Source organism: Microbacterium sp. STF-2 (assembly GCF_034650155.1).
GTDB classification, from domain to species: Bacteria; Actinomycetota; Actinomycetes; order Actinomycetales; family Microbacteriaceae; genus Microbacterium; species Microbacterium maritypicum_A.
In genome coordinates, this window is sequence record NZ_JARKMW010000002.1 from 208,880 (window position 1) to 234,734 (window position 25,855).

At 68.8% G+C, this 25,855-nt stretch carries 23 protein-coding genes and 1 tRNA gene; 10 read left to right on the forward strand and 14 right to left on the reverse strand.

The annotated features are described in order from the left end of the window. Positions 1 to 54 precede the first annotated feature (54 nt). Together MicroSTF_RS14935 and MicroSTF_RS14940 are read right to left on the reverse strand one after the other, a co-directional pair. A complete protein-coding gene (locus MicroSTF_RS14935) occupies positions 55 to 699 on the reverse strand; it encodes a bifunctional 4-hydroxy-2-oxoglutarate aldolase/2-dehydro-3-deoxy-phosphogluconate aldolase (RefSeq protein ID WP_292768461.1) in 645 nt (214 codons plus the stop codon). Beyond that, on the reverse strand, positions 696 to 1,613 hold the full coding sequence (locus MicroSTF_RS14940) for an SMP-30/gluconolactonase/LRE family protein (RefSeq protein WP_322956765.1): 918 nt from the start codon (positions 1,611 to 1,613) through the stop codon (positions 696 to 698). Before MicroSTF_RS14940 ends, MicroSTF_RS14935 begins: the two co-directional genes overlap by 4 nt. A gap of 112 nt (positions 1,614 to 1,725) precedes the next feature. On the opposite strand from MicroSTF_RS14940, the gene MicroSTF_RS14945 reads away from it, so the two are divergent. Together MicroSTF_RS14945 and MicroSTF_RS14950 are read left to right on the forward strand one after the other, a co-directional pair. Beyond that, positions 1,726 to 2,643, forward strand: coding sequence for a dihydrodipicolinate synthase family protein (locus MicroSTF_RS14945; RefSeq protein WP_029265749.1), 918 nt, complete (start codon positions 1,726 to 1,728; stop codon positions 2,641 to 2,643). Next, positions 2,640 to 3,359 (forward strand): SDR family NAD(P)-dependent oxidoreductase, encoded by a 720-nt coding sequence (locus MicroSTF_RS14950; protein WP_029260539.1) that lies wholly within the window; start codon positions 2,640 to 2,642, stop codon positions 3,357 to 3,359. Before MicroSTF_RS14945 ends, MicroSTF_RS14950 begins: the two co-directional genes overlap by 4 nt. Before the next feature lie 66 nt (positions 3,360 to 3,425). Here MicroSTF_RS14950 and MicroSTF_RS14955 read toward each other — a convergent pair whose 3' ends face one another. From MicroSTF_RS14955 to MicroSTF_RS14965, 3 genes are read right to left on the reverse strand one after another with little or no spacing between them, the layout of a single operon-like run. Next, on the reverse strand, positions 3,426 to 4,739 hold the full coding sequence (locus tag MicroSTF_RS14955; RefSeq protein WP_021199738.1) for an extracellular solute-binding protein: 1,314 nt from the start codon (positions 4,737 to 4,739) through the stop codon (positions 3,426 to 3,428). A 49-nt stretch (positions 4,740 to 4,788) separates the two neighbouring features. Continuing rightward, positions 4,789 to 5,646, reverse strand: coding sequence for a carbohydrate ABC transporter permease (locus MicroSTF_RS14960; protein WP_021199739.1), 858 nt, complete (start codon positions 5,644 to 5,646; stop codon positions 4,789 to 4,791). Further along, positions 5,646 to 6,584: a carbohydrate ABC transporter permease gene (locus MicroSTF_RS14965; protein ID WP_021199740.1), complete on the reverse strand. Its 939-nt coding sequence runs from the start codon at positions 6,582 to 6,584 to the stop codon at positions 5,646 to 5,648. The genes MicroSTF_RS14960 and MicroSTF_RS14965 overlap by 1 nt, the downstream gene beginning before the upstream one ends. Before the next feature lie 227 nt (positions 6,585 to 6,811). Here MicroSTF_RS14965 and MicroSTF_RS14970 point away from each other — a divergent pair, with 227 nt between their 5' ends. Together MicroSTF_RS14970 and MicroSTF_RS14975 are read left to right on the forward strand one after the other, a co-directional pair. Next, on the forward strand, positions 6,812 to 7,615 hold the full coding sequence (locus tag MicroSTF_RS14970; protein ID WP_021199741.1) for an IclR family transcriptional regulator: 804 nt from the start codon (positions 6,812 to 6,814) through the stop codon (positions 7,613 to 7,615). 96 nt (positions 7,616 to 7,711) lie between these two features. Next, positions 7,712 to 8,872 (forward strand): mandelate racemase/muconate lactonizing enzyme family protein, encoded by a 1,161-nt coding sequence (locus MicroSTF_RS14975; protein ID WP_029265757.1) that lies wholly within the window; start codon positions 7,712 to 7,714, stop codon positions 8,870 to 8,872. Between the two features lie 71 nt (positions 8,873 to 8,943). Here the strand turns inward: MicroSTF_RS14975 and MicroSTF_RS14980 are convergent, their stop codons facing one another. Beyond that, positions 8,944 to 12,954 carry a hypothetical protein gene (locus MicroSTF_RS14980; RefSeq protein ID WP_322956773.1) on the reverse strand — a complete coding sequence of 1,337 codons (4,011 nt, stop codon included), beginning with the start codon at positions 12,952 to 12,954 and terminating at the stop codon, positions 8,944 to 8,946. A gap of 124 nt (positions 12,955 to 13,078) precedes the next feature. On the opposite strand from MicroSTF_RS14980, the gene MicroSTF_RS14985 reads away from it, so the two are divergent. The 3 genes from MicroSTF_RS14985 (at position 13,079) to MicroSTF_RS14995 (ending at position 16,389) form a co-directional block, all read left to right on the forward strand. After that, positions 13,079 to 14,044 (forward strand): acetylxylan esterase, encoded by a 966-nt coding sequence (locus MicroSTF_RS14985; protein WP_322956774.1) that lies wholly within the window; start codon positions 13,079 to 13,081, stop codon positions 14,042 to 14,044. 90 nt (positions 14,045 to 14,134) lie between these two features. Beyond that, entirely contained in the window at positions 14,135 to 14,863 is a 729-nt protein-coding gene (locus MicroSTF_RS14990) for a response regulator transcription factor (protein ID WP_017828429.1), read from the forward strand. Positions 14,864 to 14,889: 26 nt separating this feature from the next. Continuing rightward, positions 14,890 to 16,389 (forward strand): sensor histidine kinase, encoded by a 1,500-nt coding sequence (locus tag MicroSTF_RS14995; protein WP_021198767.1) that lies wholly within the window; start codon positions 14,890 to 14,892, stop codon positions 16,387 to 16,389. Positions 16,390 to 16,407: 18 nt separating this feature from the next. On the opposite strand, the gene MicroSTF_RS15000 is transcribed toward MicroSTF_RS14995, so the two are convergent. The 6 genes from MicroSTF_RS15000 to MicroSTF_RS15025 all read right to left on the reverse strand — a co-directional run bounded on the left by MicroSTF_RS15000 (position 16,408) and on the right by MicroSTF_RS15025 (position 22,001). Then, the gene (locus MicroSTF_RS15000) at positions 16,408 to 17,982 is read right to left on the reverse strand and encodes a flavodoxin reductase (protein ID WP_322956779.1); all 1,575 of its coding nucleotides are present in this window, start codon (positions 17,980 to 17,982) and stop codon (positions 16,408 to 16,410) included. A 14-nt stretch (positions 17,983 to 17,996) separates the two neighbouring features. Beyond that, entirely contained in the window at positions 17,997 to 18,878 is an 882-nt protein-coding gene (locus MicroSTF_RS15005; RefSeq protein ID WP_322956781.1) for an FAD:protein FMN transferase, read from the reverse strand. Positions 18,879 to 18,892: 14 nt separating this feature from the next. Beyond that, positions 18,893 to 19,363 (reverse strand): FMN-binding protein, encoded by a 471-nt coding sequence (locus MicroSTF_RS15010; protein ID WP_021198770.1) that lies wholly within the window; start codon positions 19,361 to 19,363, stop codon positions 18,893 to 18,895. Positions 19,364 to 19,456: 93 nt separating this feature from the next. Then, on the reverse strand, positions 19,457 to 20,491 hold the full coding sequence (locus MicroSTF_RS15015) for a ribose-phosphate diphosphokinase (protein ID WP_021198771.1): 1,035 nt from the start codon (positions 20,489 to 20,491) through the stop codon (positions 19,457 to 19,459). Between the two features lie 6 nt (positions 20,492 to 20,497). Further along, entirely contained in the window at positions 20,498 to 21,928 is a 1,431-nt protein-coding gene (gene glmU / locus MicroSTF_RS15020; RefSeq protein WP_029260530.1) for a bifunctional UDP-N-acetylglucosamine diphosphorylase/glucosamine-1-phosphate N-acetyltransferase GlmU, read from the reverse strand. 1 nt (position 21,929) lies between these two features. Then, positions 21,930 to 22,001, reverse strand: a tRNA-Gln gene (locus tag MicroSTF_RS15025). A 111-nt stretch (positions 22,002 to 22,112) separates the two neighbouring features. Here MicroSTF_RS15025 and MicroSTF_RS15030 point away from each other — a divergent pair. The 3 genes from MicroSTF_RS15030 to MicroSTF_RS15040 are packed head-to-tail and all read left to right on the forward strand — an operon-like array spanning position 22,113 to position 24,081. Continuing rightward, the gene (locus MicroSTF_RS15030) at positions 22,113 to 22,586 is read left to right on the forward strand and encodes a GNAT family N-acetyltransferase (protein WP_322956784.1); all 474 of its coding nucleotides are present in this window, start codon (positions 22,113 to 22,115) and stop codon (positions 22,584 to 22,586) included. Positions 22,587 to 22,616: 30 nt separating this feature from the next. Beyond that, positions 22,617 to 23,111, forward strand: a complete 495-nt coding sequence (locus MicroSTF_RS15035) for a MarR family winged helix-turn-helix transcriptional regulator (RefSeq protein WP_029260528.1) — start codon at positions 22,617 to 22,619, stop codon at positions 23,109 to 23,111. Between the two features lie 19 nt (positions 23,112 to 23,130). Next, positions 23,131 to 24,081 carry a pseudouridine synthase gene (locus tag MicroSTF_RS15040; RefSeq protein ID WP_197020511.1) on the forward strand — a complete coding sequence of 317 codons (951 nt, stop codon included), beginning with the start codon at positions 23,131 to 23,133 and terminating at the stop codon, positions 24,079 to 24,081. Here MicroSTF_RS15040 and MicroSTF_RS15045 read toward each other — a convergent pair. Together MicroSTF_RS15045 and MicroSTF_RS15050 are read right to left on the reverse strand one after the other, a co-directional pair. After that, positions 24,068 to 24,727, reverse strand: a complete 660-nt coding sequence (locus MicroSTF_RS15045) for a methionine ABC transporter permease (protein WP_021198776.1) — start codon at positions 24,725 to 24,727, stop codon at positions 24,068 to 24,070. The genes MicroSTF_RS15040 and MicroSTF_RS15045 overlap by 14 nt on opposite strands. Further along, entirely contained in the window at positions 24,727 to 25,770 is a 1,044-nt protein-coding gene (locus MicroSTF_RS15050; protein WP_021198777.1) for a methionine ABC transporter ATP-binding protein, read from the reverse strand. The genes MicroSTF_RS15045 and MicroSTF_RS15050 overlap by 1 nt, the downstream gene beginning before the upstream one ends. Positions 25,771 to 25,855: the final 85 nt, after the last annotated feature.

Consider the following 25,855-nt stretch of genomic DNA (forward strand, 5'->3'; position numbering starts at 1 on the left):
CGCGCATATGCGAGATCGAGGGGCCGATGATGAGGAACCTATGGAGTGCGCCGGTCACCCCGCGCGCACGGCCTGCATGAATGCCCCGGCGCGGACGGCGAGCGCGTCGAGATCGCCGCCGGGACTCGCCGCATCGCCGACGAGAGGCCCGCCCACCCCGATGCCGAAGGCCCCGGCGGCGAGGTACTCGGCGACAGTGTCGACGCGCACCCCTCCCACGGGGATGATCCGCGCCTGCGGAAAAGGATCGCGGACGGCGCGGATGAAACCGGACCCGAGCGCCGATGCGGGGAACAGCTTCACCGCTGCACTGCCGAGGTCGTGGCCGCGCTGGATCTCGGTGGGCGTGTAGACGCCAGGGAGCACGCCGATGCCCAGGCTGACCGCATGGGCGACAGAAGCGCTGAGCGTGGGCGTCACCATGAACTGCGCGCCGGCGGCGAGGGCCCTCTCCACGTCGGCCTCGTCGAGCACGGTACCGGCGCCGATCAGCGCTCCGTTCGGCGCGTCCTGCACGACCTGGGCGATCGCCTCCTCCGCGTCAGGCAGGGTGAGTGCGATCTCGAGGGTGAGCACGCCCGCCGCGAGCAGCGTCCGCGCCGCGCCGACCGTGGCGTCGACATCCGTCCCCCGCAGGATCGCGACGAGTCGGGTGCGGCGCAGGCGTTCCTGCAGCTGCGCGTTGTCCACGGTGCTCACGAGGCCCCCTCCTCGATCGAACCGGCCGCCGTCGTCGCCGGCACCGCGCCTCGCCAGGGGAACGCGGGTGCGCCGCCGACCTCCACCTCCACGCCGAGCAGTGCCCCGTCGGCGTCGGCGGGATCGGTCAGTCCGATGCTCGCGGTGGTGATCACCAGCAGCCGGTCGACCAGAGCCACGGCTGTCGGCCGCTTCGCCGGAAGGACGATCGTCTCCAGGAGCTCCCCGGCCGGCGAGTAGCGGCGCACCTCGGACGCATCCCAGACCGCGACCCAGAGCATGCCGTCGAGGTCGATCGTCATGCCGTCGGGGTTGCCTCCTTCGACCCGGCACACCGTGCGGCGGTTCGAGAGCTCTCCGTCCGGCGCCACATCGAACGCCTCGATGCGGCGATGCGGGAGCGTGTCGATGTAGTAGAGCGTGGCACCGGTGCGGTCGAAGGCGAGGCCGTTCGACACGGTGATGCCGCCGAGGCGCGCGACGGGCTCCCCGTCGGGACCGAGGCTCCACAGTGTGCAGTGCGGGTCGCGGGGCATGGCCTGGCTCCCCACCCAGAAGCGCCCGGACGGATCGCCCCCGCCATCGTTCATGTAGTCGCCGGGTCCCGCGATGTCGTCGGTGATCGGCGAGACGACGCCATCGTCGCTCACGTGGACGACGCGGCGGTCGACGCCGACCAGCCACCCCGTGCCCGGCTGCGCGAGCGGGATCGGGGCACCGATCTGCGCGCCGACGACGACCGCGGCCTCGGGAACGACCGTGATGCCCTCGATGCCTCCGCGGTGCAGCGAACCCGTCGCCATGTCGATCCAGAGGAGGCTGCCGTCACGGGCATCCCAGCGTGGAGATTCGGCCTGGACGTAGCGGGCGTCGGAGAGGATCTCGACGGTGCGGGCGGCCTGAGGGTGCGACATCCGGGTCATCCTTCTCTGGTAGGTCATAACCGTTATGTGGCAGACTATCTCACAATATGCATAACACTTGCGAGAAATGTGGATACACGATGATGAAGCGGGGAAACAGCTGATGGCTCCGACACTCCACGGCTTGATGCCCATCCTGGCGACGCCTTTCGACGAGTCGGGTGCCCTCGACCGCGAGAGCCTGCGCCGACTGGTCGAGTTCCAGCTCGCGTCCGGAGTCGACGGCGTCGCCGTCTTCGGAATGGCGAGCGAGGGCTTCGCGCTCACCACCGAGGAGCGCCGCACGATCCTGGACGATGTCGTCCGTGTGGTCGAGGGCCGGGTGCCCGTGATCGCCGGCGTCAACGGCACGTCCACGGCGACCTCGATCGAGCAGGCCCTCCTCGCGGAGGAAGGGGGCGCTGATGCCCTCATGGTGCTTCCTCCGTTCATGGTGAAGCCGCCCGCCGGGACGCTCGTCGACTTCTACGGAGATGTCGCCGACGCCACCTCCCTCTCGGTCATGGTGCAGGATGCCCCCGGCGTCACAGGCGTCGTGATGGCCCCCGCGCTGATCGCCGAGATCGCCCGCCTCGAGGGCGTCGACTCCGTCAAGGTCGAAGCCCCGCCGACCGCGCCCAAGGTCGGCGCGGTCGTCTCGGCGATCGACGATCCGGACTTCGCGGTGCTCGGTGGACAGAATGCGCAATTCTGCCTGGAGGAGTATGCCAGGGGCGCCGTCGGCACGATGCCGGCCTGCGAGTTCCCCGACCTCCTCGGTCCGGTGCTCGCGCAGTTCACGGAGGGGCGCGTCGACGAAGCCCGTGCCGAGTTCCGTCGTATGCTCCCTCTCGTGCTGATCGGTCTGCAGGGCGGCATCGCGTGGGCGGTGCACAAGGAGGTCCTCGTCGCGCGCGGCGTGATCGACCACGCGACGGTGCGCTACCCGGCTTCGCGCCTGGATGCCGGCAGCCGTGCATCGGTCAAGCTGGTCATCGACGAGCTCGCCCTTCCGCCCATCCCCACCACGGTGCGCGTGTGACCCGCCGCGGCGTGCTGCTGATCGGCGGCAGTTCCGACATCGGTCTCGCGATCGCCCGCGCCTTCGTCGACGGTGGAGACGCCGTCGTCGGGGTGGGGCTCGAAGACTCCGACGATCCCGTCTTCGAGCGGTACCTCGTCGCGGACTGCAGCCGACCGGAGGCCGCCGACCGCGCCGTCGCGGATGCGGAGCAGGCGCTCGGCCGACTCGACGTCGTCGTGCTCGCGGCCGGCCGCATGCCGATCGCCCGCGCGGAGGCGACGAGCGACGAAGACTGGCGCGGCGCGCTCGGCGCCACGCTCGACTCGGCGTTCTTCGTGGCACGAGCCGCTCTCCCCCGCCTCGCATCGGGGTCGTCAATCGTCGCGGTGACCTCGGTCAACTCGTCCCTCGCCGCTCCTGCCCTCCCGGCCTACGCGGCCGCGAAGGCCGGTGTGGACGGCCTCATCCGCCAGCTCGCTCTCGACTACGGCCCCCGCGGCATCCGCGTCAACGCCGTGCAGCCTGGCAGCATCTCGGCCGTCGACACCGGAGAGAGCGAGGGCTACCCGCTCGGGCGCATCGGGCGCCCGGAGGAGGTGGCTTCGGTCGTGGCGTTCCTCGCCTCCGACGCCGCATCCTTCGTCACCGGCACCTCGATCGCCGTCGACGGCGGTCTGTCGATCTCCTCGCCCGCCGCCTGGCTGAAGCCGGTGCTGCGGGAACGCTGGCTCTGAGCCGCTCGTTCCCACGAAGAAGGCCGCGTCCCCATCGGGACGCGGCCTTCTGACTCTGCGATCCGCTCAGGCGTTCGCGTCGAGCAGACCCTGCACTTCCTTCTTCAGCGCGTTGAGGCCGGCCTGCACCTCGACCTGACCGGCGAGGATCGTCGCGACCCCCGCTCCGATGGCCGCATCGATCTGCGCGGTGACCGCGACGCGGTCCCAGGCGGCGCCACGGGCGTGCTCGGAGACCTCGGTGCGGAACGCGCCCTGGAACTTGTCTGCCGCGAGGGCCGGGATCTTGTCGGCGACGCTCTTGGCGGCAGGTGCCACCGCGGAGTTCTCGTACAGCGCGGTCGCCGCTTCGACATTGGTCGCGGCGTAGAGGATGAAGTCACGGCTCGTGAGCTCTCCCTCGCCCGCCGTCGCGAAGACACCGCTGCCCCAGGCCCGGTTGAACGAATCCTTGCCCCCGGCGGTCGGACGCGAGATCGCGCCGATGTTGTCGATGATGTTCTGGGCGGCACCGTTCGTCTTGACGAAGGTCGATGCGAGCGGGGCGTCGTCGTACAGGGCCGCCCGTCCGCTCGCGAACAGGATGCGGGCATCGCTGCGCGCCACGTTCGTCTGCGTCAGCCCTGCGTCCTGCAGGGACTTGTACCAGGTGACGGCCTTGACGCTCTCGGCGTCGCCCAGGGTGCACTTCAGATCGTCGGTGACGACGTCGCTGCCGAAGCCCCACATCCACGGGACGGCGTCCTTGAGGTCGGGGTTCTTGGTGACGGCGGCGTACGGGATCAGCGAGGAGTCCTGCTTCTTGATCTTCTCGAGCGCCGTGGCGAACTGCTCCACGGTCATGCCCGACTTGATGCCGACGCTCTTCGCGATCTCTCCGTTGGTGATGATGCCGATGCCGGCGGCCGTCAGGGGCAGCACGAGCAGCTTGCCGTCCATCGTGTACGAGTCGAGCACCCCCTGCGGGATGCCGAGCCCCTTCGCGAGGTCGGAGAGGTCGGCGAGCACGTTCATGGGGGTGAGCACCTGCCACCCGCCCGACTGTCCGACGCCCATGAGGTTGCCGGAGCGTCCGGTCAGCGCCAGCTGAGTGGCCGCCTGATCGTACGGGTAGATCACGGGGGCGACCTTGACGCCCTCCTGCTTCGAGAATCCGTCGAGGATGCCCTGCCATGCCGACTTCAGGGCCTCCTCGCCGAGCGAGTTGCCGTAGAAGTTGATGGTCTTGGCCTTCGTGGCCCCGGCGGCCGTGGCTCCGGCACCGGTGCCGGGGGCGGCGGGAGTGGCACAGCCGGCGAGCGCGAGAGCGCCGAACGCGGCCAGGACCGTGCCGCCTCCGAGGAAGGCTCGGCGGCTCAGCTGCGAGTTCGAGATGTTCATGAGACTGCTCCTTCGGGATGAGGGGGACGAGCTGTTCTGCGGTGCATCGCTAGCCCTTGACCGCTCCGGCGGCGAGGCCGGAGACGAAGTAGCGCTGCAGGAGGATGAAGATGATGACGAGCGGGAGGGAGGTGATGAGGGACGCCGCCATGAGTGCCGGCCAGTCGGCCGTGCCCTCGCGGATGAACGCCTGGGTGAGTCCGGCGGGCAGAGTCTGCTTGTCGGGGCCGGCGAGCGTGAGGGCGAAGAGCAGATCGCTCCAGCCGCGCATGAACGCGAACATGCCCGCGGTGATGAGACCGGGGACCACGAGCGGGAACACGATGCGGAACATCGTGCCCGTGCGTGACAGGCCATCGACCTTCGCCGCCTCGATGATGTCGTCGGGGAGGGCGTCGATGATGCCCTTCAACAGGAACACCGCGAGCGGCAGCGTGAACGTCGTGAACGAGATGATCAGCGCCGTGTAGGTGTACAGCAGCCCGGCCGAGCTCAGCATCAGGTACAGCGAGATGAGCAGCAGGGCGCCGGGGATCAGCTGACCGATGAGGAACATGAACATGACGGCGTTCCGGCCGCGGTAGCGGAACTTCGACAGCGAGTACGCCATCAGGCCGCCGACCAGGACCGCGAGCAGGGCGGTTCCGGTGGAGACGATGATGCTGTTCATGAGGTTCTTCAGCAGCAGGTCGTTCTGGAAGAAGCCGACGAAGTTCTCGAAAGTCGGGTCGACCGGGAAGAACGGACGGTCCAGGGAGAAGACGTCCTCCTTCTTCGTGAACGCGGTCGCCGTGAGCCAGTACACCGGCAGCAGGCCGAACAGAGCGAGGAGCAGGAGCAGCACGCGCCCCGGGATGGACAGGTGGGGGCGGATGATCGACTCCCCCACATCGCGACTACGGCGCATCACTTCTCCAGCCGTCGGTTGAGGAACAGGTATCCGGTCGTGATGATCGCGAGCAGGACGAGCCAGAGCGTGCCCATGGCCGAGGCCTTGCCGAGCTCGTAGCTGCCGAAGGCCAGGTCGTAGAGGCTGACCGCGAGCGTCGTGGTCGAATTGCCGGGCCCGCCGCCGGTCATGACGAAGATCGTGTCGAAGTTGCCGAAGTTGTAGATGAACTCGAGCACCGCGACGAGGGTGACCGGGCCGGCGATGTGCGGCAGCGAGATGTGGCGGAACCGCTGCGCACGCGTCGCACCGTCGATCGTGGCCGCCTCGATCTGCTCGCTCGGGAGGGTCTGGAGCACCGCGAGGGCGACGACCATGATCCACGGGAACGAGTGCCAGGTCTTGGCGATGACCACGGCGGCCATCGCGCCGGTCGGGGTGCCGAGCATGCTGACCTCCGGCAGGCCGAAGACCGAGAGCACGTGGTTGACGACGCCGTAGCTGTCGTTGAAGATCCACGCCCAGAGGAAGGAGACGACCACGCCGGGGAGCAGCCAGGGCAGCATGAGAGCGCCGCGCAGGATGTTGCGTCCGCGCATGCGGGCGTTCAGCAGCAGGGCGAGGGCCACACCGAGCACGAGGGGGAAGACCGTGGAGAGCGACGCGAACACGAGGGTCGTGCCGAGCCGGGCGAAGAACTCCTCCCACACGGCCGCATAGTTGTCCAGACCCACGAAGGTGCGCTCGGGACGCAGGAGCGATTGATCGAACAGGCTCGTGAAGATGCTCGACACGAGGGGGAAGATCGCGATCACGAGGAACAGAAGGACCGCAGGAAGTGCGATCATGAAACCGAAGGTGCGATCCTTCGCGCCCAGCGTGGAGCGTCGCCCGGAGCGTGGCTCGACGGCCTTCTGCTCGCTCTCCGCGGGCCGCTCGAGTATGGCTTGTTGCATTGCAGTCACTTTCCAGTAGAGACGACCCCCGGGGGCCCTGCGCGTCGTCGTCACAGTCGTCAACGTCGACGTGCGGCCAGTTAACCACAATGCGGATGCGAAATCCACAAAATGCATAAGACACCCACATTTGTGTTGCTCGAAGCCATTTCACTGCATAAGATGACTGGCAGCGGCGACCAGCCGCAGCGTCGCATCCGCGGCGGCAGTACTGAGGAGGAGTGACCATGGCATCGGAATCGGTGGGCGGCACCCAGACCGTCGAACGGGCGATGTCGTTGCTCGCATGCTTCACCGAGGAGTCCGGCGAGCTGAGGGTCTCCGAGCTCTGCACGCTCACCGGGCTCGGCCAGTCCACCGTCTCGCGCATGATGTCGGCACTCGACCGCATGAAGTTCGTGGTGCAGGACGCCCGCACCGGCCTCTACCGCCTGGGACCGGCAGCCGTGGCGCTCGGCACGATCGCCCTCAACGGCTCCCCGATCTTCCGCGCGTCGCGGCAGATCGCCCAGAACCTCGCCCGCAAGATCGAGATCGGCGTGAACGTCGCCGAGCTCAGCGGCTTCACCTTCACCTACCTCTGCAACTTCGAAGGCGCACTCGCGCCCAAGTCCTTCGCGATGGCCGGACGCACCGGCCCTCTGCACGCCACCGGCCTCGGCAAGGCCCTGCTCTCCGGCATGACCGATGAGCAGGTGGACGAGTACTTCGCCCAGACGCCTCAGCGCTTCACCCCTCATACGATCGTCGACCGTGCAGCCATGCAGCTCGCCCTCGACGAGACCCGCAGCCGGGGCTATGCGACCGAGATCGAGGAGCTCGCCTTCGGACGCGCGTGCATCGCCGCCCCCATCCGCAACCGCGCGGGTGAGATCGTCGCCGGGCTCTCCGCGAGCGGTCCCCTCTCGGTGCTCGACCTGCACGCCCCGCACCAGGAACTCGCGCTGCAGCTGATCGAAGCGGCCGACGAGATCTCCGTGGCTCTCGGCTACAGCCCGTCCCGCACCGCGTCGGCCTTCGCCGCGCTCTGACTCCTCCGCCGCGACGCGGCCCCCTGATCCGATCCTGATCCCTGACCGCGGCACCAGCCGCCGGCCGCTCGCCCCTCGATGTCTTTGGAGACCCCTGTGAGAATCACGCGCGTCCAGACCTTCCCCCTCTACCTGTCGAAGGAGGAGGCGAACAACTCCTACGCCGGCGACACCGCAGTCGACCACCGCGGCTACGTGATCCGCCCGCCGTGGCGGAGCCTCTACTCCCCCGGCTACGAGACCCTGCTGGTGAAGATCGAGACCGACGAGGGTCTCGTGGGCTGGGGCGAGGCGCTGGCGCCGGTCGCCCCCGTCGTCGCCGCGGCGATCGTCGACAACCTGCTCACCCCCCTCATCCTCGGTGAGGACCCACGCTCGGTGCGCACGCTCTGGCACCGCATGACAGAGTCGATGCGCGAGCGCGGGCACCTCACCGGCCACCAGGCCGACGCCATGGCAGCCGTCGACATCGCCCTGTGGGATCTCTGGGGCCATGCGACCGGCCTCTCGGTCTCCGAGCTCGCCGGGGGACGCTTCCACGAAGTGCTGCCGACCTATGTCTCCGGGATCCGCGGTGTCGACGACGTCGAGCGGGCGGAGAAGGCGGCCGAGCTCGTCGAGGGCGGCGTGCGCCGCATCAAGCTGCACCTCGGCGTCGACATCCGCACCGACCTCGCCACCTACGACGCGGTCCGGGGTGTGCACCCCGACCTCGACGTCGCGCTCGACGCGCACTGGACCTACCGGCTCGGCGAGGCGCGGGCCCTCGGTCGGGAGCTCGACGACCGGAGGGCATGGTTCTTCGAGGCGCCGCTGGCTCCCGAAGACGTCGAGGGACACCGCGACCTCGCGACCGCGCTCGCCACCCCCATCGCGGTGGGCGAGGCGATGCGCAGCCGCTTCGAGTTCACCGACTGGCTCACCCGCCGCGCTGTCGGCCTCACGCAGCCCGACATCGGCCGCACCGGCATCACCGAGGGGCTCGCGATCGCGGCAGTCGCCGACGCGTTCCACGTGCAGGTCGCCCCGCACCACTCGGCCGCCTTCGGCATCGCGATGGCTGCCGGCGTGCACGTCGCGGCGAGCGCCACCTCGCTCCTCGCGTTCGAGTACCAGCCGTTCACGCTCCCGGTCGCCAACCGCCTGCTCACGACACCGCTCGAGGTGCGTGCCGACGGCGGGTTCCTGGTCCCGACCGGTCCCGGCCTCGGCGTGACCGTCGACGAGGACGCGATCAAGGAGTACGTGCGGCACTGACGCCCCTCCGCACCCACCACGAAGGGGTGGGCCGGCCGGATCTCTCCGACCGGCCCACCCCTTTCGTCATGTCAGTCCCCGATGCGCACGAACTGCGCCGCGCTGACGCGGTGGATGCTGGTGTTGCGGACCTCGAGCCGCACTGTTCCGGTCGCACCGGCCGCGTAGCGGAACGAACCCAGCGATCGCCACGCTGCCGCGCCCTGGGTCTGATCCACGATCACCTCGGAGCTGCCGTTCTGATGCTCGACGACGTAGGCGGCCGCGGTCGTGGTCGTGGGGTTCGTCGGGTACCAGACCGAGACGCGGTAGAGCCCCGCCTGCGGAAGGTCGACGTTCCACGTCACGGTGCTGCCCACGGAGTCGGAGTCGCTGTAGCGCGTGCGCGTGCCGTTCCAGCCGGAGAGTCCACTGGGGTACCAGTTGCCCGATTCCAGGTAGCCCGGCCACGGCGACTGCGTGTGTGCGATCACGCCCTCATCGGCGACGCGCACGAGCACTCCGCGTCGCAGAGTCTGGTCCAGGCGCGCCTCGAATCGGGTCGACGATCCCGGCGCGACGCCGGCCCCTGCCGTCACCGTCCAGGTGTGGGTCAGATCCGACCTCGGCGGCACCGTGATCGTCGCACTCTGCTGCCCGACGCTCCACCCGGTGAGGCCGTAGAGCGCGAGCGTGCCCTGCAGCGGGGTGACCCCGGTGTTGATGACGAGTGCCGTCAGCTTCGCGACCGCGCCGGGACCGCTGACGATCTCGACGTCCGAGGTGAGCGACACCAGGCGGCGACGGTCGATCACCTCGATCGCGGCGGGGCGCAGCGTCACGGGGTCCTCGCCGGCGACCGACAGCTTCGCCTTCACCTCGACCTCGCCGAGCGCCGCTGCGGTCGCGATGACGGCCGCGGACTCGACCCGCGCGGAGCCCTGCGCGGGAACGGAGATCGCCGGGACGGCACCGTCGAGGCTCCAGCCAGACGGCAGGGTCACAGCCACGGTGCCGGTGACGGGGTCGTCCGTCGCATTGCGCACTTCGATGATCAAGGGAACCCGGTCTCCCGCGGTTCCGGTCGCCTGCGCGATCACATCGCCCGCCAGCCCGGGGTTGGCCCCGCTGATCCGCGACGGCAGCTGGAGGGTGACCTCGGGCGTGGTCGTGCCCCCGGAGGTGATCGTGTACCGGAACGTCTTGGTGAGGTCGTCGACGGGGATCGTCCACTCGAACGGGTACGCCTTCTGCGGAGCCTGCTGCACCGCCTGCGCACCGATGCGGTACGACAGCGTGGCCTGCTGCTCGGTGTCGATCTGCACGTAGGCGTCGTACCCCTGCCCGTCGGGACGCACCAGAAGCATCCCGCGCGCGACCCCGTACTCGGTGGCGGGGTCGGAGTCGATCTCGTGGAAGCTGTCGCGCCCGTGATCGACGACGTCATCGAACGGCAGCCCCGGCCGCTGCACCGTGACGTTCCGCACCACCAGGGCCAGCAGTCCGCGTGCGGGCACCGTGACGGTGACGCGACCGTTCTGGGCCGCCGAGGTCGAGCGGGCGCCGTTCGCGGCGACCACCTCGACCGCGGTCGACGAGCTGCGGGGCAGGCCGGTGAGATCGGTGGAGAGGTCGACGACCACCTGCTGCGCGGTGCCCGCGGAGTTGGTGAGGCTCACGTACAGGGCACCGTTGCCGACGCCGCCGATCCAGTTGACCAGAGGGTTGTCGACCCCGATGAGCCCCTCGGGGAAGTACGGCCACACGCCGTCCTCGCCGAAGAACGTTCCCGGCGCATGACCGTAGGCGAAGAACTTGAAGTAGGCGAAGTCGGCCTCGAACACGTGCGGGAACTCGATAGCGCCGGCGCTGCGGTAGAAGCTCTCACTGATCAGGTAGTCCATCGCGAGTCCGAGCTGGGCGGGCGCGTGGTGGAAGTAGTACCCCGTGATCCCCACCGGACCGCTCGTCGCGAAGTCGGGCTTCATGTGCGCGACCTGGAACTGCCGCCCGTAGTAGCCGGGATACGTGGTGAACCGTCCGATCACCATGTTGTGCGCGATGTCGGCGAGCAGCTCGTCTCCGGTGTGATGCGCCAGCCGCAGCAGAGCTCCGGCCCAGCACGGGTTGAACACGTAGCCGCCGCCCGGGTTGGTCAGGGTGCTGACGCCGAGCTTGAACGACGACAGCGCCTCGAACGTCAGGCCGGAGGGCGAGACGTACCAGGCCGGCACCGTCTCCGTCGGAACGTTCGTCGTCGGGTACGACGGGAGCGACGAACGCGACTCCCAGTCGTACTGCTGCTTGATGACGGCTCCGACCGGGACCGTGACGTTCGTGTCGGGAACCGGGCGCACCGCCGTCTGCGTGATGAACCGTTGCACCTCGCGATATGCCCCGTCGAGGAACTCGGTCTCGCCCGTCGCCTCGAACATCTCCAGAAGGTCGACCCAGTACTTCGAGAAGCTGTAGGCGAAGCCTCCCGGCGGTTGGCCGTTGCTGCGATATGGCGTGAGGATCTGCTCCTGCGCATACCTCCGGGCGATCAGCGTCGCCTCCGCCAGATAGGCGGGATCCCCCGTGACGCGGTAGGTCGCGAGCGCGTTCGAGAACGGCGCCCTGCTCTGCCCGACCACGCCCGCCTTGGTCGCCTGCACCGCAAGCCGCTGGATGCCGGCGTTGCGGCCGTGCGTGAGCTGGTAGAGCGACGCGAGGTTCACGGCATCGGTGGGGATCTTCCCGATCCGGTACTGCGTCTTGTCGTTGTACACCGGGCTGCCGATCATCGGCGTGTGCCCGATGCCCTTGCGGGAGAGCTGGTACTCCACGAGCGGACGCGCACGACGGTCGTAGAGCGTGCTGTCGGCGGTCCCGGTCAGGTAGTGCGCGGCGAGCACGACCCCGCTGGCCGCCGTGCGGACCGCATCCTCGTTCTCGACGTCGACGAATCCCTTGGCGCGGTTCCACCAGCCCGAGTACGAAGGCACGTAGTCGACGGAATCGTCGCCGCTCGGCTCGACCGCGATCAGGGCGGTCATCGCGTGCACCGCGTCGGTCAGCGATCGGTCGTACACATTGCGCCGATACGCGGTGAGGCCGTACTCGTTCCGGCACAGTTGCGTGTAGGTGCCGTACAGGGTGTCGGCTCGAGCGGCGATGCCGAAGGCGAAGCCGCGCTGCTGTCCGACCGTCATGGCCGTGCGCAGCCCGGGCTGCGGCGAGTACATGGACGGCACGATGTCGAGGCTGTCGTTGCGCAGGCTCATGCCGTACGGCTGCCGATCCGACATGAGCTGCCGTTCGTGCACGAACTCGGCCACCTCCGACGGCAGGTACACACCCGAGGTGACGGCGACGTCGCCCACGGCGTACTGCGTCAGCGCCATCGGGGCGAAGAGCTCCCACGCTCCCAGGGGCGCGGAACCGTCGAGCACCGAGAGCGCGTGCTGGTACGAACCGCACAGCACCTCGTCGAGGTCGTCGAGCGACTTCGTGTCCTGGCTCTGATAGCCGACGATGTAGTCCCCCGCGGTCTTGGCCGTGACCACGTAGTGCGCTTCAGGATGGGCGCCCTCCAGGCGCCACCGCACGACCAGGTCGACATCGTCGGTGCTCGTGGTCAGCTCGATCGCCTGCGGCCCGAGCACCTGGAACGAGGTGAATCCGAGCCAGCTGGGCGTGAGCGGTCCGTACAGCTCCGGCGCGCTCCCCGACGGCAGCGTCCCCTCCAGCACCAGCCACTGCTCGTCGAACCGGTGGGCGGGATCGGTGATCGCCAGCCAGCCGCCGTTGCGCTTGACCTCGAGATCGCGCACGATGGTCGCCCCGCCGTCCCAGGTGGCCTGGAAGAACGTCATGCGGTGGTCGTCCCCGACCAGCTGTGCGACCTGGGTGAATGCCAGGTTCGGCTTGTCCAGGCGACGGAGGGCATCGGCGTAGACCCCTCCCGACGTCGTGAGTTCTGTCGCGGCGGCGGGGGCCGAGCCGTAGGGCGAGCCCAGCACCGGAGGAAGCACACCGGCGATCACGAGCATGCGCAGCACGGAGCGGCGGCTCCACAGCAGGGGATGGTCTTCGGCTCCGTTGCCAGCTATTGAATCCATGATGCACATAATGCAATTCATATGCGATCATGTCAATGGATCCGCCTCGCCGATCACGCGCGCTTCTCCCCCTGTCGGCGCCGGTAGCGTCATCGAGGCAGACCATCTCGAAAGGACGCCCGCGGTGACCCACAACCCTCCCGAGGAGATGACCGAGTACTCGCTGGGCGCCCTGCTCACGCCACTCGCATCGCCGGACGAGCCCGAGGACTTCGACGACTTCTGGCAGGCGACATTCCAGGAGTTCGGCGTCGGACCGGTGGCGTGGAAGGTCGCACTGGAGCACCCCGCGACCGCGACGCATCGCGTGACGGAGATCCGCTTCCGCTCCTCGGCCGGGGAAGACGCCACCGCCTTCGTGATGCTGCCGCACGCCACCGCCGACGTCCGCAGCGGCCTCGTCGTCGGACACGGATACGGCGGTCGGACCGGACCGGACATCGAACGGGTGCCCGCCCGCACCGCGGCGATCTTCCCCGTCGCCCCCGGGACGCACGTCGGCACCGCCAGCCGCTTCCCCGCCTCGCCCGACGAACACGTGCTGGCCGGAATCGCACACCGCGACACGTACTCGCATCGGTTCAGCGCAGCCGACATCTGGCGGGCGGCGACGGTCCTCCTCGAGATGGCGCCGTCGGCGGCGACAGCTCTCGACTTCAGCGGCGGCAGCTTCGGCGGTGGCATCGGCGCCCTGGCGCTCCCCTGGGATGCCCGGTTCCGCCGTGCAGCTCTCGACGTGCCGAGCTTCGGGAACCACGATGTGCGCCTCTCGCGGCACTGCACCGGGAGCGGAGAGGCCGTTCGCCAGCACCTCCGTCACCACCCGGAGGTGCGGCCGGTGCTCGACTACTTCGATGCGGCGACCGCCGCACGGCGCCTGCGCATACCCGTGCACGTCAGCGCGGCGGTGCTCGACCCCGCTGTGGACCCGCGCGGACAGTTCGCGGTCTATCACGCGCTGTCGGGCCCGAAGAGGCTCGGGGTGCGCGCAGGCGGTCACCTCGACGGACCGGTCGGCGTCCTGTCCGACCGACTCGCCCTGCAGGACGGCATGGATTTCCTCGCGCTTCCCGACGAGCGCATCGCGTGAGCATGTCATCTCTTCGCCGACGCAGCATCTCTCAGAGAACACATAGCATTCTCCATAGAAATCGCATAGGAGATTCCGCAGAATAGGGACATGACCAGCGACCTGCCCGAACTGCGCCGCCCCGACGGCTCCCCCCTGCGCATCCTCGCCGTCGACGACGAGCAGATGCTCACCGATCTCCTCGCCATGGCCCTGCGCATGGAGGGTTGGGAGGTGCGCACGGCCTCGTCCGGGATGGAAGCCCTCCAGGTGGCGCGCGAGTTCGAGCCCGACGCGCTGGTGCTCGACATCATGATGCCCGATCTCGACGGGATGTCCGTGCTCAAGCGGCTCCGCGAGTCCGGCAACCTCGTCCCCGTGCTCTTCCTCACCGCGAAGGACGCCGTGGGCGATCGCGTCGCCGGGCTCACCGCGGGCGGCGACGACTACGTCACGAAGCCGTTCAGCCTGGAAGAGGTGATCGCCCGTCTGCGCGCGATCATCCGGCGCACCGGTCACGCCACGGCCGACGACGGGCAGTCGATCCTGCGCGTCGCCGACCTCACCCTGAACGAGGACAGTCACGAGGTCGTGCGCGACGGCACCGAGATCGAGCTCACCGCGACCGAGTTCGAGTTGCTGCGCTATCTGATGCGGAACGAACGCCGTGTGCTCTCGAAGGCGCAGATCCTCGACCGGGTGTGGAGCTACGACTTCGGCGGCAAGTCGTCGGTCGTCGAGCTGTACATCTCCTACCTGCGCAAGAAGATCGATGCCGGCCGCACACCGCTGCTGCACACCGTCCGGGGCGTCGGTTACATGATCAAGGCTCCGCAGTGAGCTCAGCGACGGTGATGAGACGGCCGATGAGCCTGCAGACACGGCTGATGACCGCCGTGATCGGATTCGTCTCGCTGATCCTCATCATCGTCGCCGTCATCACCAGCGCGACGCTGGGCAGCACGTTGGAGCGGCAGCTCGACGAGAAGGTCGAGAGCTATGCCGCGGGCATCACGAAGCAGCTCGTCCAACAGGTCCCGGCTGAACGAGCCACGGTCGACAACATCCTCAAGGGCGGCAACCCGCAGATTCCCGGCCTGCTGTTCGCCGTCGCGAGTCCTGTCACCGGGGCAACCGGAATCGCCTTCGACAACTCGAACGGCGACCTCGGCGGAACATCCCAGGCTCTCACAGCGGATCAGCTGCACGAACTCATCAGCGCTCTGGGCAGCGGCACGCCAGCGACCGTCTCGCTCGCGGGGCTCGGTTCCTACCGGGTCGTCGCAAACCCTGCGAGCACGGGCGTCGTGGTTGTCACCGGACTCCCCCGTGACGAGATCCAGAACCAGCTCACGCAACTGCTCACCGTCATCGCCCTCGCGACCATCGGCGGGCTCATCCTGCTGGCGCTGACCACTGCGATCACGATCAGAGTGAGTCTGCGACCGCTGCGTGCTGTCGCGATGACCGCGACCAGGGTCGCCAACCAGCAGCTCGATCGCGGCGAGGTGACGATCACCGAGCGCGTGCCGGCGTCCGAGGCGGATCCGCGCACCGAGACCGGGATCGTCGGCGCCTCCCTGAACAAGCTGCTCGATCATGTGAACACGTCGCTCGCCTCCCGCCAGAAGAACGAGGAGCGGATGCGGCGCTTCGTCGCCGACGCCAGCCACGAACTGCGCACCCCGCTCGCCTCCATCCGTGGATACTCGGAATTGTCGCTGCGCGCGCTGCGTCAGTCGAACGCGCAGGCGGAGCGTCCCGAGGTCATCGAGGGCACGACCTCGTCGTTGGAGCGCATCCAGGCCCAGTCGCTGCGGATGACCCGCCTCGTCGAGGACCTGCTGCTGCTGGCCCGACTCGACGAAGGCCAGGAGCTCGTCTACGGCACGGTCGACCTGACCCAGCTGGCCCTCGAAGGCCTCTCGGACGCACGCCCGACCGCGGCCGACCACCACTGGAACATCGACGTGCCCGACGAACCCGTCACGATCGTGGGAGACGCCGGACGCATGCATCAGGTCGTCGCGAACCTGCTCGCGAACGCCCGCACCCACACGCCCGCCGGCACGACCGTGACACTGAGCGTCGCGCAGGAGGGTGAGGATGCCGTGCTGCGCGTGCACGACGACGGTCCGGGCATCGACCCCGCCATCCGTGACGAGCTGTTCGCCCGTTTCGCCCGTGGAGACAGCTCGCGGGCCCGGCAGACCGGCGGCACGGGCCTCGGACTCGCGATCGCGAAGGCCATCGTCGAAGGGCACCATGGCTTCATCACCGTCACCAGCGAACCCGGTGACACGACCTTCACCGTCCGCATCCCGCGTAACCCGGCGGCAGCCGACGACGACACCGCCGAGGCCTGACCCGACGGGTCCCTCGGCTCAGTATCCGGCGAACGCGTCGGTGGTGAGGCTGCGGGCCTTCTGCAGGGCAGGGGCGAGGTCGGCGATGAGCCGCGGCGGGCCCGAGATGAACGCATGACGCATGGCCAGGTCGGCGACGGCGCGCTCCAGGGTCTCCGCATCCAGACGTGCGCCTCGCGCCCAGGACCAGTGCGCGGGCAGGTCGCCAGGCTCGTCACGCGTGAACACCACGGTGGGCACCCCCGTCGCGGCGAGCTCATCGCGGAAGGCGAGTTCGGAGGCGTCGGACGCGACGTACACGAGCACCACATCGCGGCGCTGACCAGTCGCCTGCAACTGCCGCAGCTGCGAGACGAACGGTGTCACTCCGATGCCGGCCGCGACCATGAGCACCGGCTGGTCTCCGCGAGGAAGGATGAAATCCCCCCAGGTGCCGGTCACCGCGAAGGTCGCCCCCGGCTCTGCGGCGGCGAGAGCGCGCTTGTAGCTCGACGGATGCTTCTGGTCGCCGTTCTTGTACGCGATGCGCAACGTCGGAAGATCGGCGGGTGCCGACACGATGCTGAACTCCCGCCGGGTTCCGCGGGCGTCGGGGCGATGATGCGGAACGTCGAGCTCGAGGTACTGCCCCGGAAGGAAGCGCACGCGCCCCTTGGCACGGAACGTCAGCTCCTGCGCGGTCGGGGTGATGAACTCACGCCGTTCGAGCACGAGCCGCACCGAACCGCGCAGGGCGAACGCGAACGCCACCAGGTTGCCGATCAGCAGCGCACGCTCCTGACCGAGGGTGAACAGCCCGGCCACCGAGATCGGCCACCCCGCGAGCAGACCCACCACGACGGCCACGACGAGCTGTTGCCGACGGCGCGGCGGGAGGGTCAGCGGCTCCGAGAGCATGAACGCCCCGAGGAACAGGAAAGGCGACTGCAGCACCGCGAACTGCAGGGCGGTCACGATGTCGAACGTGATGTCGAACTCCACGGCCTGCACCGCCTGGCGCACCACCGAGGTCGCGACGGCGACGAGCAGGAACACCAGCACGATCCGGATCTTCTCGGTGCGCCACAGCACGGCGAGGCCCAGCACCGCCACAGGGATCGTGAGCACCGGCGTGCCGACCCACCACGACGACGAGGTCCCCAGCCACTCGAACGCTCCGAAAGCGCCGAGGATCGAGACCACGGCCGCCCCGAACGCGGCGGGGTTGAAGATGTGCCGCCCACGCCATGCGATCAGATACTTCGAGACGCTCGCGACGGCACCGGCGAGGGCGAGGCCGAGGAGCGCGCCAGGCTCGATGCCCGGCCGGAGGACGAACAGGAGGATGAGTGCGGTCACCAGTGACGATTCGACGCGCCAGGGCAGCCGGAGGATGCGCTGCGCCACCGCGTCGACGGCGGAGATGACGACCGCGAGCACGAGGAACGAGGCCACGAGCTCGAGCGGGGTCGGCGAGACGATCACGCCGAAGAGCGACAGGACGAAGGCGATGACCGCGAGAGCGACGAGCGCGAACAGCACGAGGCGGTACATCGACAACGATCCCAGCACCGCGAGGACCCGCTGTCGTGCGGCGGCGAATGAGGTGATCACTTCTCCACTCTTCCCTAATTCCGACCTGAGGGGTGCGACGGCCCCGCGGTGACGAACAGTTCGGCCGGGCATCCGGGCGAGCGCTGCACGCGCCCGTCGGTGCTCACGCGCACCCACTCGACGTTCCACATCGCTGCGAGCTCGACACCGCCGTCGAAGAAGAGAGCCGTCGCCACGGCGTCGGCCGTCATCGTCTCCGGCGCCCATGCCCAGGTCGCGGCCCACGTGCGCACGGGCATCCCGGTGCGGGCATCCAGCACATGATGCAGCCCGCTCCCCCACGCCCTCCGGTTGATCGCCGAGGCGCACAGCGCCTGGTCGTGCACGTCGACGACCCCGATCGCCTTCGTCGGATCGTACGGGTGCTCGAGGCCGATGCGCACACCGGAGCCGCGGACCCGGATGTCACCACCGGCGTCGACCACGAGGTCTCCGGGCACCGCGGCCAACGCCGCCGCCACGAGGTCGACGAGACGCCCTTTGCCGAGCGCGCCGACATCGATCAGGGCAGGCGCCGAGGCCGTGACATCGGTATCCGTCCAGGACACGTCCTGTTCCCAGGCCCCCGGTGCGCGCACGGGATCGCCCGGCACGAGGGAGTAGTCGGCGTCGTACCCGAGCGCGGCGAGGCTGTCCGCGACGAGCGGGTTGACGGCGCCTCCGGTCGCGGCGGAGAGCTCACGGTACGCGTCGAGCATCGGCCGGGCATCGGCGGAGGCGAAGCCGCCCCCCTCACGTCCGAGGCGCACGACCTCCGAATCTGCACGGAATCGGGACCACTCGCGGTCGAAGCGGTCGATCTCCGCCGTCACCGCGGCGCGTGCCGACTCCGGCAGGGGTTCCGTCGTCTCGATCTCCCACTGCGTCCCGATGGCCTCGAAACGCCAGCTCGCCATGGAGAATCAGGCGCCTAGGCGGCGGCCTGCTCCTTGATCGCCTCGACGGCCTTGTTGAACCCACCGCTGGTGAGCGACGAGCCCGCGACGCGGCTGACGTTCAGGTCGTCGAGAGCCTTGCCGTCGACCTGCTCGGCGATCCCGTCGATGAACTGCCCCTGGTACTGCTTGCTCTCTGGGGCCTGCGGGTCGCCGGTCACCTCGACATCGGTCACGACGCCGTCGGCGAGGGTCAGGGTGACGGAGATCTGCTCCACCGTCTCGGGCGTCTGGTACGACCCCTCGGCGGTGTAGGTGCCGTCGGCGTAGGTTCCCGTGGAGTCGCCACCGGAGGACGAGGAGGAACCGGCGTCAGGGGTGCTGCTGTTGTCGGCGGGCGCCTCGGCGTCGGCGTTTCCGGAGCATCCGGCGAGGACGAAGAGTCCCGCGATCCCGAGGAGTGCGGTTCCCTTGCGGACAGAGGTCGGTACGGTCGTGCGGATCATGGTGGTCCTCCCGGCTCGGTGTCGGCCGACGCGCTCGTCGGCCATTCGACCGTAAGCACCTCGGCTATGCGCGGGCTGTGCCGTGACGATGCGTTACGCGTCGCCGCCGAACATGCTCGTCACCGAGCCGTCTTCGAACACCTCGTGGATCGCGCGCGCGAGCAGCGGGGCGATCGGGAGGATGGTCAGCTTGTCCCAGCGACGCGACTCGGTGAGCGGGATCGTGTCGGTGATGACGACCTCGTCGATGGACGAGTCCTGCAGCCGATCGGACGCCGGGTCGCTGAAGATCGCGTGCGTCGCTGCGACGATGACGCGGTGGGCGCCGTTCGCCTTGAGCGCCTGGGCGGCCTTGACGATCGTGCCACCGGTGTCGATCATGTCGTCGACGAGGAGACAGGTGCGGCCGTCGACGGCACCGACGATCTCGTGCACGGAGACCTGGTTCGCGACCTTCGGGTCGCGCCGCTTGTGGATGATCGCCAGCGGTGCGCCGAGGCTGTCCGACCAGGTGTCGGCGACGCGCACGCGGCCCATGTCGGGCGAGACGACGGTGAGGATCTCACGGTCTTCGGGCGACAGCGTGCGCTCGAAGTAGTCCAGGAGCACGGGCTTGGCGAACAGGTGGTCGACGGGGCCGTCGAAGAATCCCTGGATCTGCGCGGCGTGCAGGTCGACGCTCATGACGCGGTCGGCGCCCGCGGTCTTCAGCAGGTCGGCGACGAGACGGGCGCTGATCGGCTCACGACCGCGGCCCTTCTTGTCTTGACGCGAATACGGATAATACGGCGCGACGACGGTGATGCGCTTGGCCGACGCGCGCTTGGCGGCGTCGATCATGATGAGCGTCTCCATGAGCCACTCGTTGACCGGCTCGCCGAAGGTCTGGATCAGGAAGAGATCCACACCGCGGATCGAGACCTCGAAGCGGGCGTAGATCTCGCCCGAGGCGAACGTCCGGTGCTCGACCGGTGCGATCTCGGTGCCGAGGGCCTCGGCGACCGCTGCGGTGAGTTCGGGATGCGAACGTCCACCGGCGACGACGAGCCGCTTCTTGGTCTTCGCGATGATCCCGGGGGCCACGCCGTTGTCGCGATCCAGATCGACCGTCTTCTTCTTGCGCGCCATGTCCGCCTATTCCGCCGAATTCTCGCGGGACGCAGCATCCGCCGCGCCCGTCCCTGCTCTGTTCTTCTCGACCCAGCCCTCGATGTTGCGCTGGGGGGCGACGCTCATGGCCAGCGCGCCGGCGGGGACGTCCTTGCGGACGACGGCGCCTGCACCGGTCTTCGCACCGGCTCCCAGCCTAACGGGCGCGACGAGCACCGTGTGCGACCCGGTGTGCACCTCGTCACCGATCTCGGTGCGGTGCTTGTTGACGTCGTCGTAGTTCGCCGTGATGGTGCTCGCGCCCAGGTTCACCCCGCGGCCGATCGTCGCATCGCCCACGTAGGAGAGGTGCGGAACCTTGCTGCCCTCGCCGATCTCGGCGTTCTTGGTCTCGACGTAGGCGCCGATCTTGCCCCGGACTCCGAGGATCGTGCCGGGGCGGAGGAACGAGAACGGGCCGACCGTCGCCTCGGCACCGATCACGGCCAGCGTGGCATCGGTGCGGCGGACGATCGCGTCCTCCCCGACCTCGCAGTCCACGAGTGTCGTGTCCGGACCGATGACGGCACCGGAGGCGATCACCGTGGCGCGGAGGATCTGCGTGTTCGGGAGGATCGTGACGTCGGGTGCGAGCTTCGCGTCGTCGTCGATCCAGGTGGTGGCGGGGTCGATCACGGTCACGCCCTCGAGCTGCCAGCGACGCACGATCCGCTGGTTGAGCAGGCGCCCGACCTCGGCCAGCTGGGCGCGGTCGTTGACGCCGAAGGTGACCGAGATATCGGAGACGACGGATGCCGCCACCCGGTCGCCGTCACGGCGGAGCAGGCCCGGCACGTCGGTCAGGTACATCTCGCCCTGGGCGTTGTCGACGCCGACCCGCGGAAGGTAGGCCCGAAGCGTCGCCGCACGGAACACGTACATCCCGGCGTTGATCTCGCGGACGGCGGCCTCCTCGGCGGTGGCGTCCTTCTGCTCGACGATGCGGTCGACTCCCCCGTCGGCATCGCGGACGACGCGTCCGTAGCCGGTCGGATCGTCGACCAGCGCCGTCATCAGCGTGGCCGGTGCGCCGGAGGCGCGGTGCTCCGCCAGGAACGCGGAGAGGGTGTCGACATCGGCCAGCGGGCAGTCGCCGGAGAGCACGAGCACGTCGCCGTCGAAGTCGGCGGGGAGGGCATCGACGGCCACCTGCACCGCACGACCGGTTCCGGGGATGTCGTCCTGGTCGACGAAGACCGCATCGGGGTAATCGACCGCGAGCGCCGCGACCACCTGGTCGCGCTCGTGACGGACGACGACCTCGACGTGCGCGGCCTGCAGCCGTCCCGCGGTGGTGAGCACGTGCCCCACCAGTGGACGTCCGCTGATCGGATGCAGCACCTTCGGCAGGCGCGACTTCATGCGAGTGCCCTGGCCTGCGGCGAGGACGATGATGGCGAGATTGTTCCCAGTCATGCTCCGCCGCCAGGACTCGAACCTAGACCTCACAGCTCCAAAGGCTGTCGTGCTGCCATTACACCACGGCGGACCGCGCCGCCCACGAGGGCGCCGCGGCATCAAGTCTGCCATGCCCGAGCCCCGGTTCTGCTGACACCCCGTGCGTCATCCACCCGAAACACCGCTCTGGGATGCTGGCGTCATGAGCATCGTGATCGAACGGGTGGAGACCGCAGACCCCGCCCTCGCCGAGTTCCTGATCGCCCACCACGCCGAGTTGGAGCACACGGCTCCACCGGAGAGCCGTCATGCCCTGGTGTTCGAGCGTCTGCTCGCACCGGGAGTGCGGCTGTTCGCCGGGCACCTCGATGGCCGCCCCGTCTCCACCGGCGCCCTGGCGACGGTGGAGGAAGGGCACGAGGAGATCAAGTCGATGCGCACCGACCCCGCGCTGCGCGGGCGCGGTCTCGGACGCACCATGCTCGCCTTCCTCCTGGAGAATGCCGACGCGCGCGGCATCAGCCGCGTCTCGCTCGAGACCGGGAGCGCCGAGTTCTTCGTCCCGGCGCGCGCCCTCTACTCCGCCGCCGGCTTCCGCGAGTGCGGCCCTTTCGGCGGTTACGTCCTCGACCCGCACAGCACCTTCATGACGATCGACCTGCCGGCGGCGTCCTGATCCCCGAGCCGCACACGCGATAATGGGCGGATGAGCGAGGTGGATGAGGTCGACCGGATCGTCGGCGCGTGGAACACCCAGCGCCCCGACCTCGACTTCTCCCCGCTCGAAGTGCTGTCGCGGATGGACCGGCTGTCACGCCACCTCGACCGTGCCCGACGCGACGTGTTCCGCCGCAGCGACCTGGAGCACTGGGAATGGGATGTGCTCTCGGCGCTGCGTCGAGCAGGGGCGCCGTTCCAGCTCTCCCCCAAGCAGCTGCTGCAGCAGACTCTGGTCTCGAGCGGCACGATGACCAACCGGATCGACCGTCTGGTCGGCCGCCGCTTCGTGCGCCGCGAGGCCGACCCCGGCGACGGGCGCAGCGTGCTGGTGACGCTCACCGACGATGGGCGCATCCGCGTGGATGCCGCCATCACGCGTCTCGTCGACGTGGAGGCCGACCTGCTGCAGGCCCTCTCGCGCTCGGATCGGGATCGCCTCGCGGGGCTGCTGCGCAAGCTGAGCCTGAGCTTCGACTCGTGACCGGCCGCATCTGATGGGCATGCCCTCCCCCCTCCCCGTGCGCGACGGCGTGGGAGCCACACGATTGCACGTGCCCCTCTCCGGCTCGTGGCCCACCGTCGCCGCCTACATGGTCGAGCGCTTCTTCCACCTCGACCCCGAGCGTCTTCTCCAGAGGTTCGACCGCGGTGAGATCGTGCGGGCCGACGGCTCCCCCGTCCCTCGCGACGCCCCGCTCGGCAGCGTCGAATTCGTCTGGTACTACCGCGAACCCGCCGTCGAGACGCGGATCCCCTTCGAGATCGAGGTCCTGCACCAGGACGAGCATCTCGTGGTCGTCGACAAGCCGCATTTCCTGCCCACGACTCCCGGCGGCAAGTTCCTGCAGAACTCGGCGCTGGTGCGCCTGCGCAACCTCCTCGACAATCCCGACCTGGCGCCGATCCACCGGCTGGATCGCGCGACCGCCGGCCTGCTGATGTTCTCGACACGACCGGCGACCCGCGGCGCCTACCAGCTGATGTTCGAGAAGCGGCAGGTGCAGAAGGTGTACGAGGCGGTGTCGGAGCTCCCCGATCACGGCGAGCTCCCCTCGTTCCCGCTCGTCTACCGCAACCACATCGAGAAGCCCCGCGCCCAGGTGCGTGTGCAGGTCGACGATGCCAGGGAGCCGAACGCCGAGACGCTGATCGCGCTGATCGGCAGCGACGATCGCGTGGTGCATACGCTGCTCCGCCCGCACAGCGGCAAGATGCATCAGCTGCGCGTGCACCTGGCCGCCCTCGGCATCGGCATCCTGAACGACCGGTTCTACCCGGAGCTGCTCGACGACCTGCCCGACGACTTCGACCGCCCGCTGCAGCTGCTCGCTCGTGAACTGCGCTTCATCGATCCGCTGAGCGGGACGGAGCGGGTGTTCACCACTCGTCGCACCCTGCAGGAGGCGCCTGCCGACGAGAACCCGGTCGAGAGCCCCGTCAGCGGCGCATGACCTTGCGGGCCAGGCGGGTTCCGAGCGTCTGCGCCACGTGCACGAAGACGACGATGAGCAGCACGGCCGCCCACATCACCACGGGCTCGAACTGACGACGTCCGTAGGTCAGTGCGAAGTTTCCGAGACCGCCTGCACCGATGTAACCCGCCATCGCGGTCATGTCGATGAGGGCGACGATGACGAACGTGTACCCGAGGATGAGCGGCCCCAGGGCCTCCGGGATCACGACGGTGAAGAGCGTCCGCCAGGGGCCGGCCCCCATGGCGCGTGCGGCTTCGATCACTCCGGGCGAGACCCCGACGAGATGCTGTTCGACGATGCGGCCGATCGCGAACATCGAGGCCACGACGAGCGCCACGATTGCGGCGTTCGTGCCGATGCCGCTGCCCACGATGAAACGCGAGAACGGGATCAGCACCGTGATGAGGATCACGAACGGGATGGGGCGGAAGAAGTTGATGAAGAGGTTCAGGACTGCGGAGACCGCCCGATTCTGCAGCATCCCTCCCGGCCTGGTGAGGTACAGACCGACGCCGATCAGACCGCCCAGCAGGCCGCCCAGCACCAGCGTGAGAGAGACCATGTAGAGAGTCTCGACAGCAGCCGTCCAGAACTCGGGCCCCAGCTCGATGAGACGATCCATCAGCGCACCTCCTCGCTGTCGATGTCGGACACGTCGACATGTGGGGCGATGCTCGCGAGCGTCTGCTCGATGACACCGTCCTCACCGCGGATCGCGAGAGTGAGGTGTCCGAAGGCACGCCCGCGGATGTCGTTGATGCCCCCGAACACGAGCTCGAATTCCAGTCCCGCGTCGGCGAGCTGGAGAAAGACCTGCGCCTGGGACGGACCGCCGTCACGGAACGAGAACGTCACGAGGCGTCCATCGTGACGTTCACGGAGCACCGCCCGTTCAGACGGAGAGGGCACCCCCTTCACGACCGTGCCGACGAACCGCTGCGAAGCGGCGTGCTGTGGGTTGGAGAAGACCTCGAACACGTCGCCGTGCTCGATGACGCGACCGCGGTCCATGACGGCGACCTTCGTCGCAATCGTCTGGATGACATCCATCTCATGTGTGATCACGACGATCGTCACGCCCTGTTCCTCGTTCACCTTCTTGAGCAGTGCCAGCACCTCGTGCGTGGTCTCCGGGTCGAGCGCGCTGGTCGCCTCGTCTGCGAGGAGGATGGCCGGCCTCGTGGCGAGGGCTCTGGCGATGCCCACACGCTGCTTCTGACCGCCGGAGAGCTGTTCGGGGTATGAGCGCGCCTTGTCGCTCAACCCCACGAAGCTGAGCAGCTCGGTGACACGCGCCTCGATGTCGGGCTTCGACCACCCGGCCAGCTTGAGGGGATACGCGACGTTCGCCCGCACGCTCTTCGACGAGAAGAGGTTGAACTGCTGGAAGATCATTCCGATTCCACTGCGCACCCGGCGCAGCTCGCGCTCCGCGAGAGCCGTGATCTCCACGCCATCGACAGTGATCCGCCCCTCGGAGGCAGGCTCCAGAGCATTGATGAGACGAACGAGCGTCGACTTGCCTGCGCCGGAGTATCCGATGATGCCGTAGACATCTCCCTGATCGATCTGCAACGTGACGCCGTCGACCGCCGTGATCTGCTCGTCAGCCCCAGCCGGGGACGGGTATCTCTTCGATACGTTCTCGAGGGACACGATGGGCATGGAGTGCTCCGGTCTTGAAGGGGAAAGGAAGGGCGTGGTCGACCTGCAGACGACGAATCGGGCGACGCTCGCGCGTCGCCCGATT

Bases quoted from the DNA above. Each gene is read 5' to 3' on its own strand.
- MicroSTF_RS14940 (WP_322956765.1), bottom strand. From the start codon at position 1,613: ATGTCGCACCCTCAGGCCGCCCGCACCGTCGAGATCCTCTCCGACGCC.
- MicroSTF_RS14945 (WP_029265749.1), top strand. From the start codon at position 1,726: ATGGCTCCGACACTCCACGGCTTGATGCCCATCCTGGCGACGCCTTTC.
- MicroSTF_RS14955 (WP_021199738.1), bottom strand. From the start codon at position 4,739: ATGAACATCTCGAACTCGCAGCTGAGCCGCCGAGCCTTCCTCGGAGGC.
- MicroSTF_RS14960 (WP_021199739.1), bottom strand. From the start codon at position 5,646: ATGCGCCGTAGTCGCGATGTGGGGGAGTCGATCATCCGCCCCCACCTG.
- MicroSTF_RS14965 (WP_021199740.1), bottom strand. From the start codon at position 6,584: ATGCAACAAGCCATACTCGAGCGGCCCGCGGAGAGCGAGCAGAAGGCC.
- MicroSTF_RS14970 (WP_021199741.1), top strand. From the start codon at position 6,812: ATGGCATCGGAATCGGTGGGCGGCACCCAGACCGTCGAACGGGCGATG.
- MicroSTF_RS14980 (WP_322956773.1), bottom strand. From the start codon at position 12,954: ATGGATTCAATAGCTGGCAACGGAGCCGAAGACCATCCCCTGCTGTGG.
- MicroSTF_RS14990 (WP_017828429.1), top strand. From the start codon at position 14,135: ATGACCAGCGACCTGCCCGAACTGCGCCGCCCCGACGGCTCCCCCCTG.
- MicroSTF_RS14995 (WP_021198767.1), top strand. From the start codon at position 14,890: ATGAGCCTGCAGACACGGCTGATGACCGCCGTGATCGGATTCGTCTCG.
- MicroSTF_RS15005 (WP_322956781.1), bottom strand. From the start codon at position 18,878: ATGGCGAGCTGGCGTTTCGAGGCCATCGGGACGCAGTGGGAGATCGAG.
- MicroSTF_RS15010 (WP_021198770.1), bottom strand. From the start codon at position 19,363: ATGATCCGCACGACCGTACCGACCTCTGTCCGCAAGGGAACCGCACTC.
- MicroSTF_RS15015 (WP_021198771.1), bottom strand. From the start codon at position 20,491: ATGGCGCGCAAGAAGAAGACGGTCGATCTGGATCGCGACAACGGCGTG.
- glmU (WP_029260530.1), bottom strand. From the start codon at position 21,928: ATGACTGGGAACAATCTCGCCATCATCGTCCTCGCCGCAGGCCAGGGC.
- MicroSTF_RS15030 (WP_322956784.1), top strand. From the start codon at position 22,113: ATGAGCATCGTGATCGAACGGGTGGAGACCGCAGACCCCGCCCTCGCC.
- MicroSTF_RS15035 (WP_029260528.1), top strand. From the start codon at position 22,617: ATGAGCGAGGTGGATGAGGTCGACCGGATCGTCGGCGCGTGGAACACC.
- MicroSTF_RS15040 (WP_197020511.1), top strand. From the start codon at position 23,131: ATGCCCTCCCCCCTCCCCGTGCGCGACGGCGTGGGAGCCACACGATTG.
- MicroSTF_RS15045 (WP_021198776.1), bottom strand. From the start codon at position 24,727: ATGGATCGTCTCATCGAGCTGGGGCCCGAGTTCTGGACGGCTGCTGTC.
- MicroSTF_RS15050 (WP_021198777.1), bottom strand. From the start codon at position 25,770: ATGCCCATCGTGTCCCTCGAGAACGTATCGAAGAGATACCCGTCCCCG.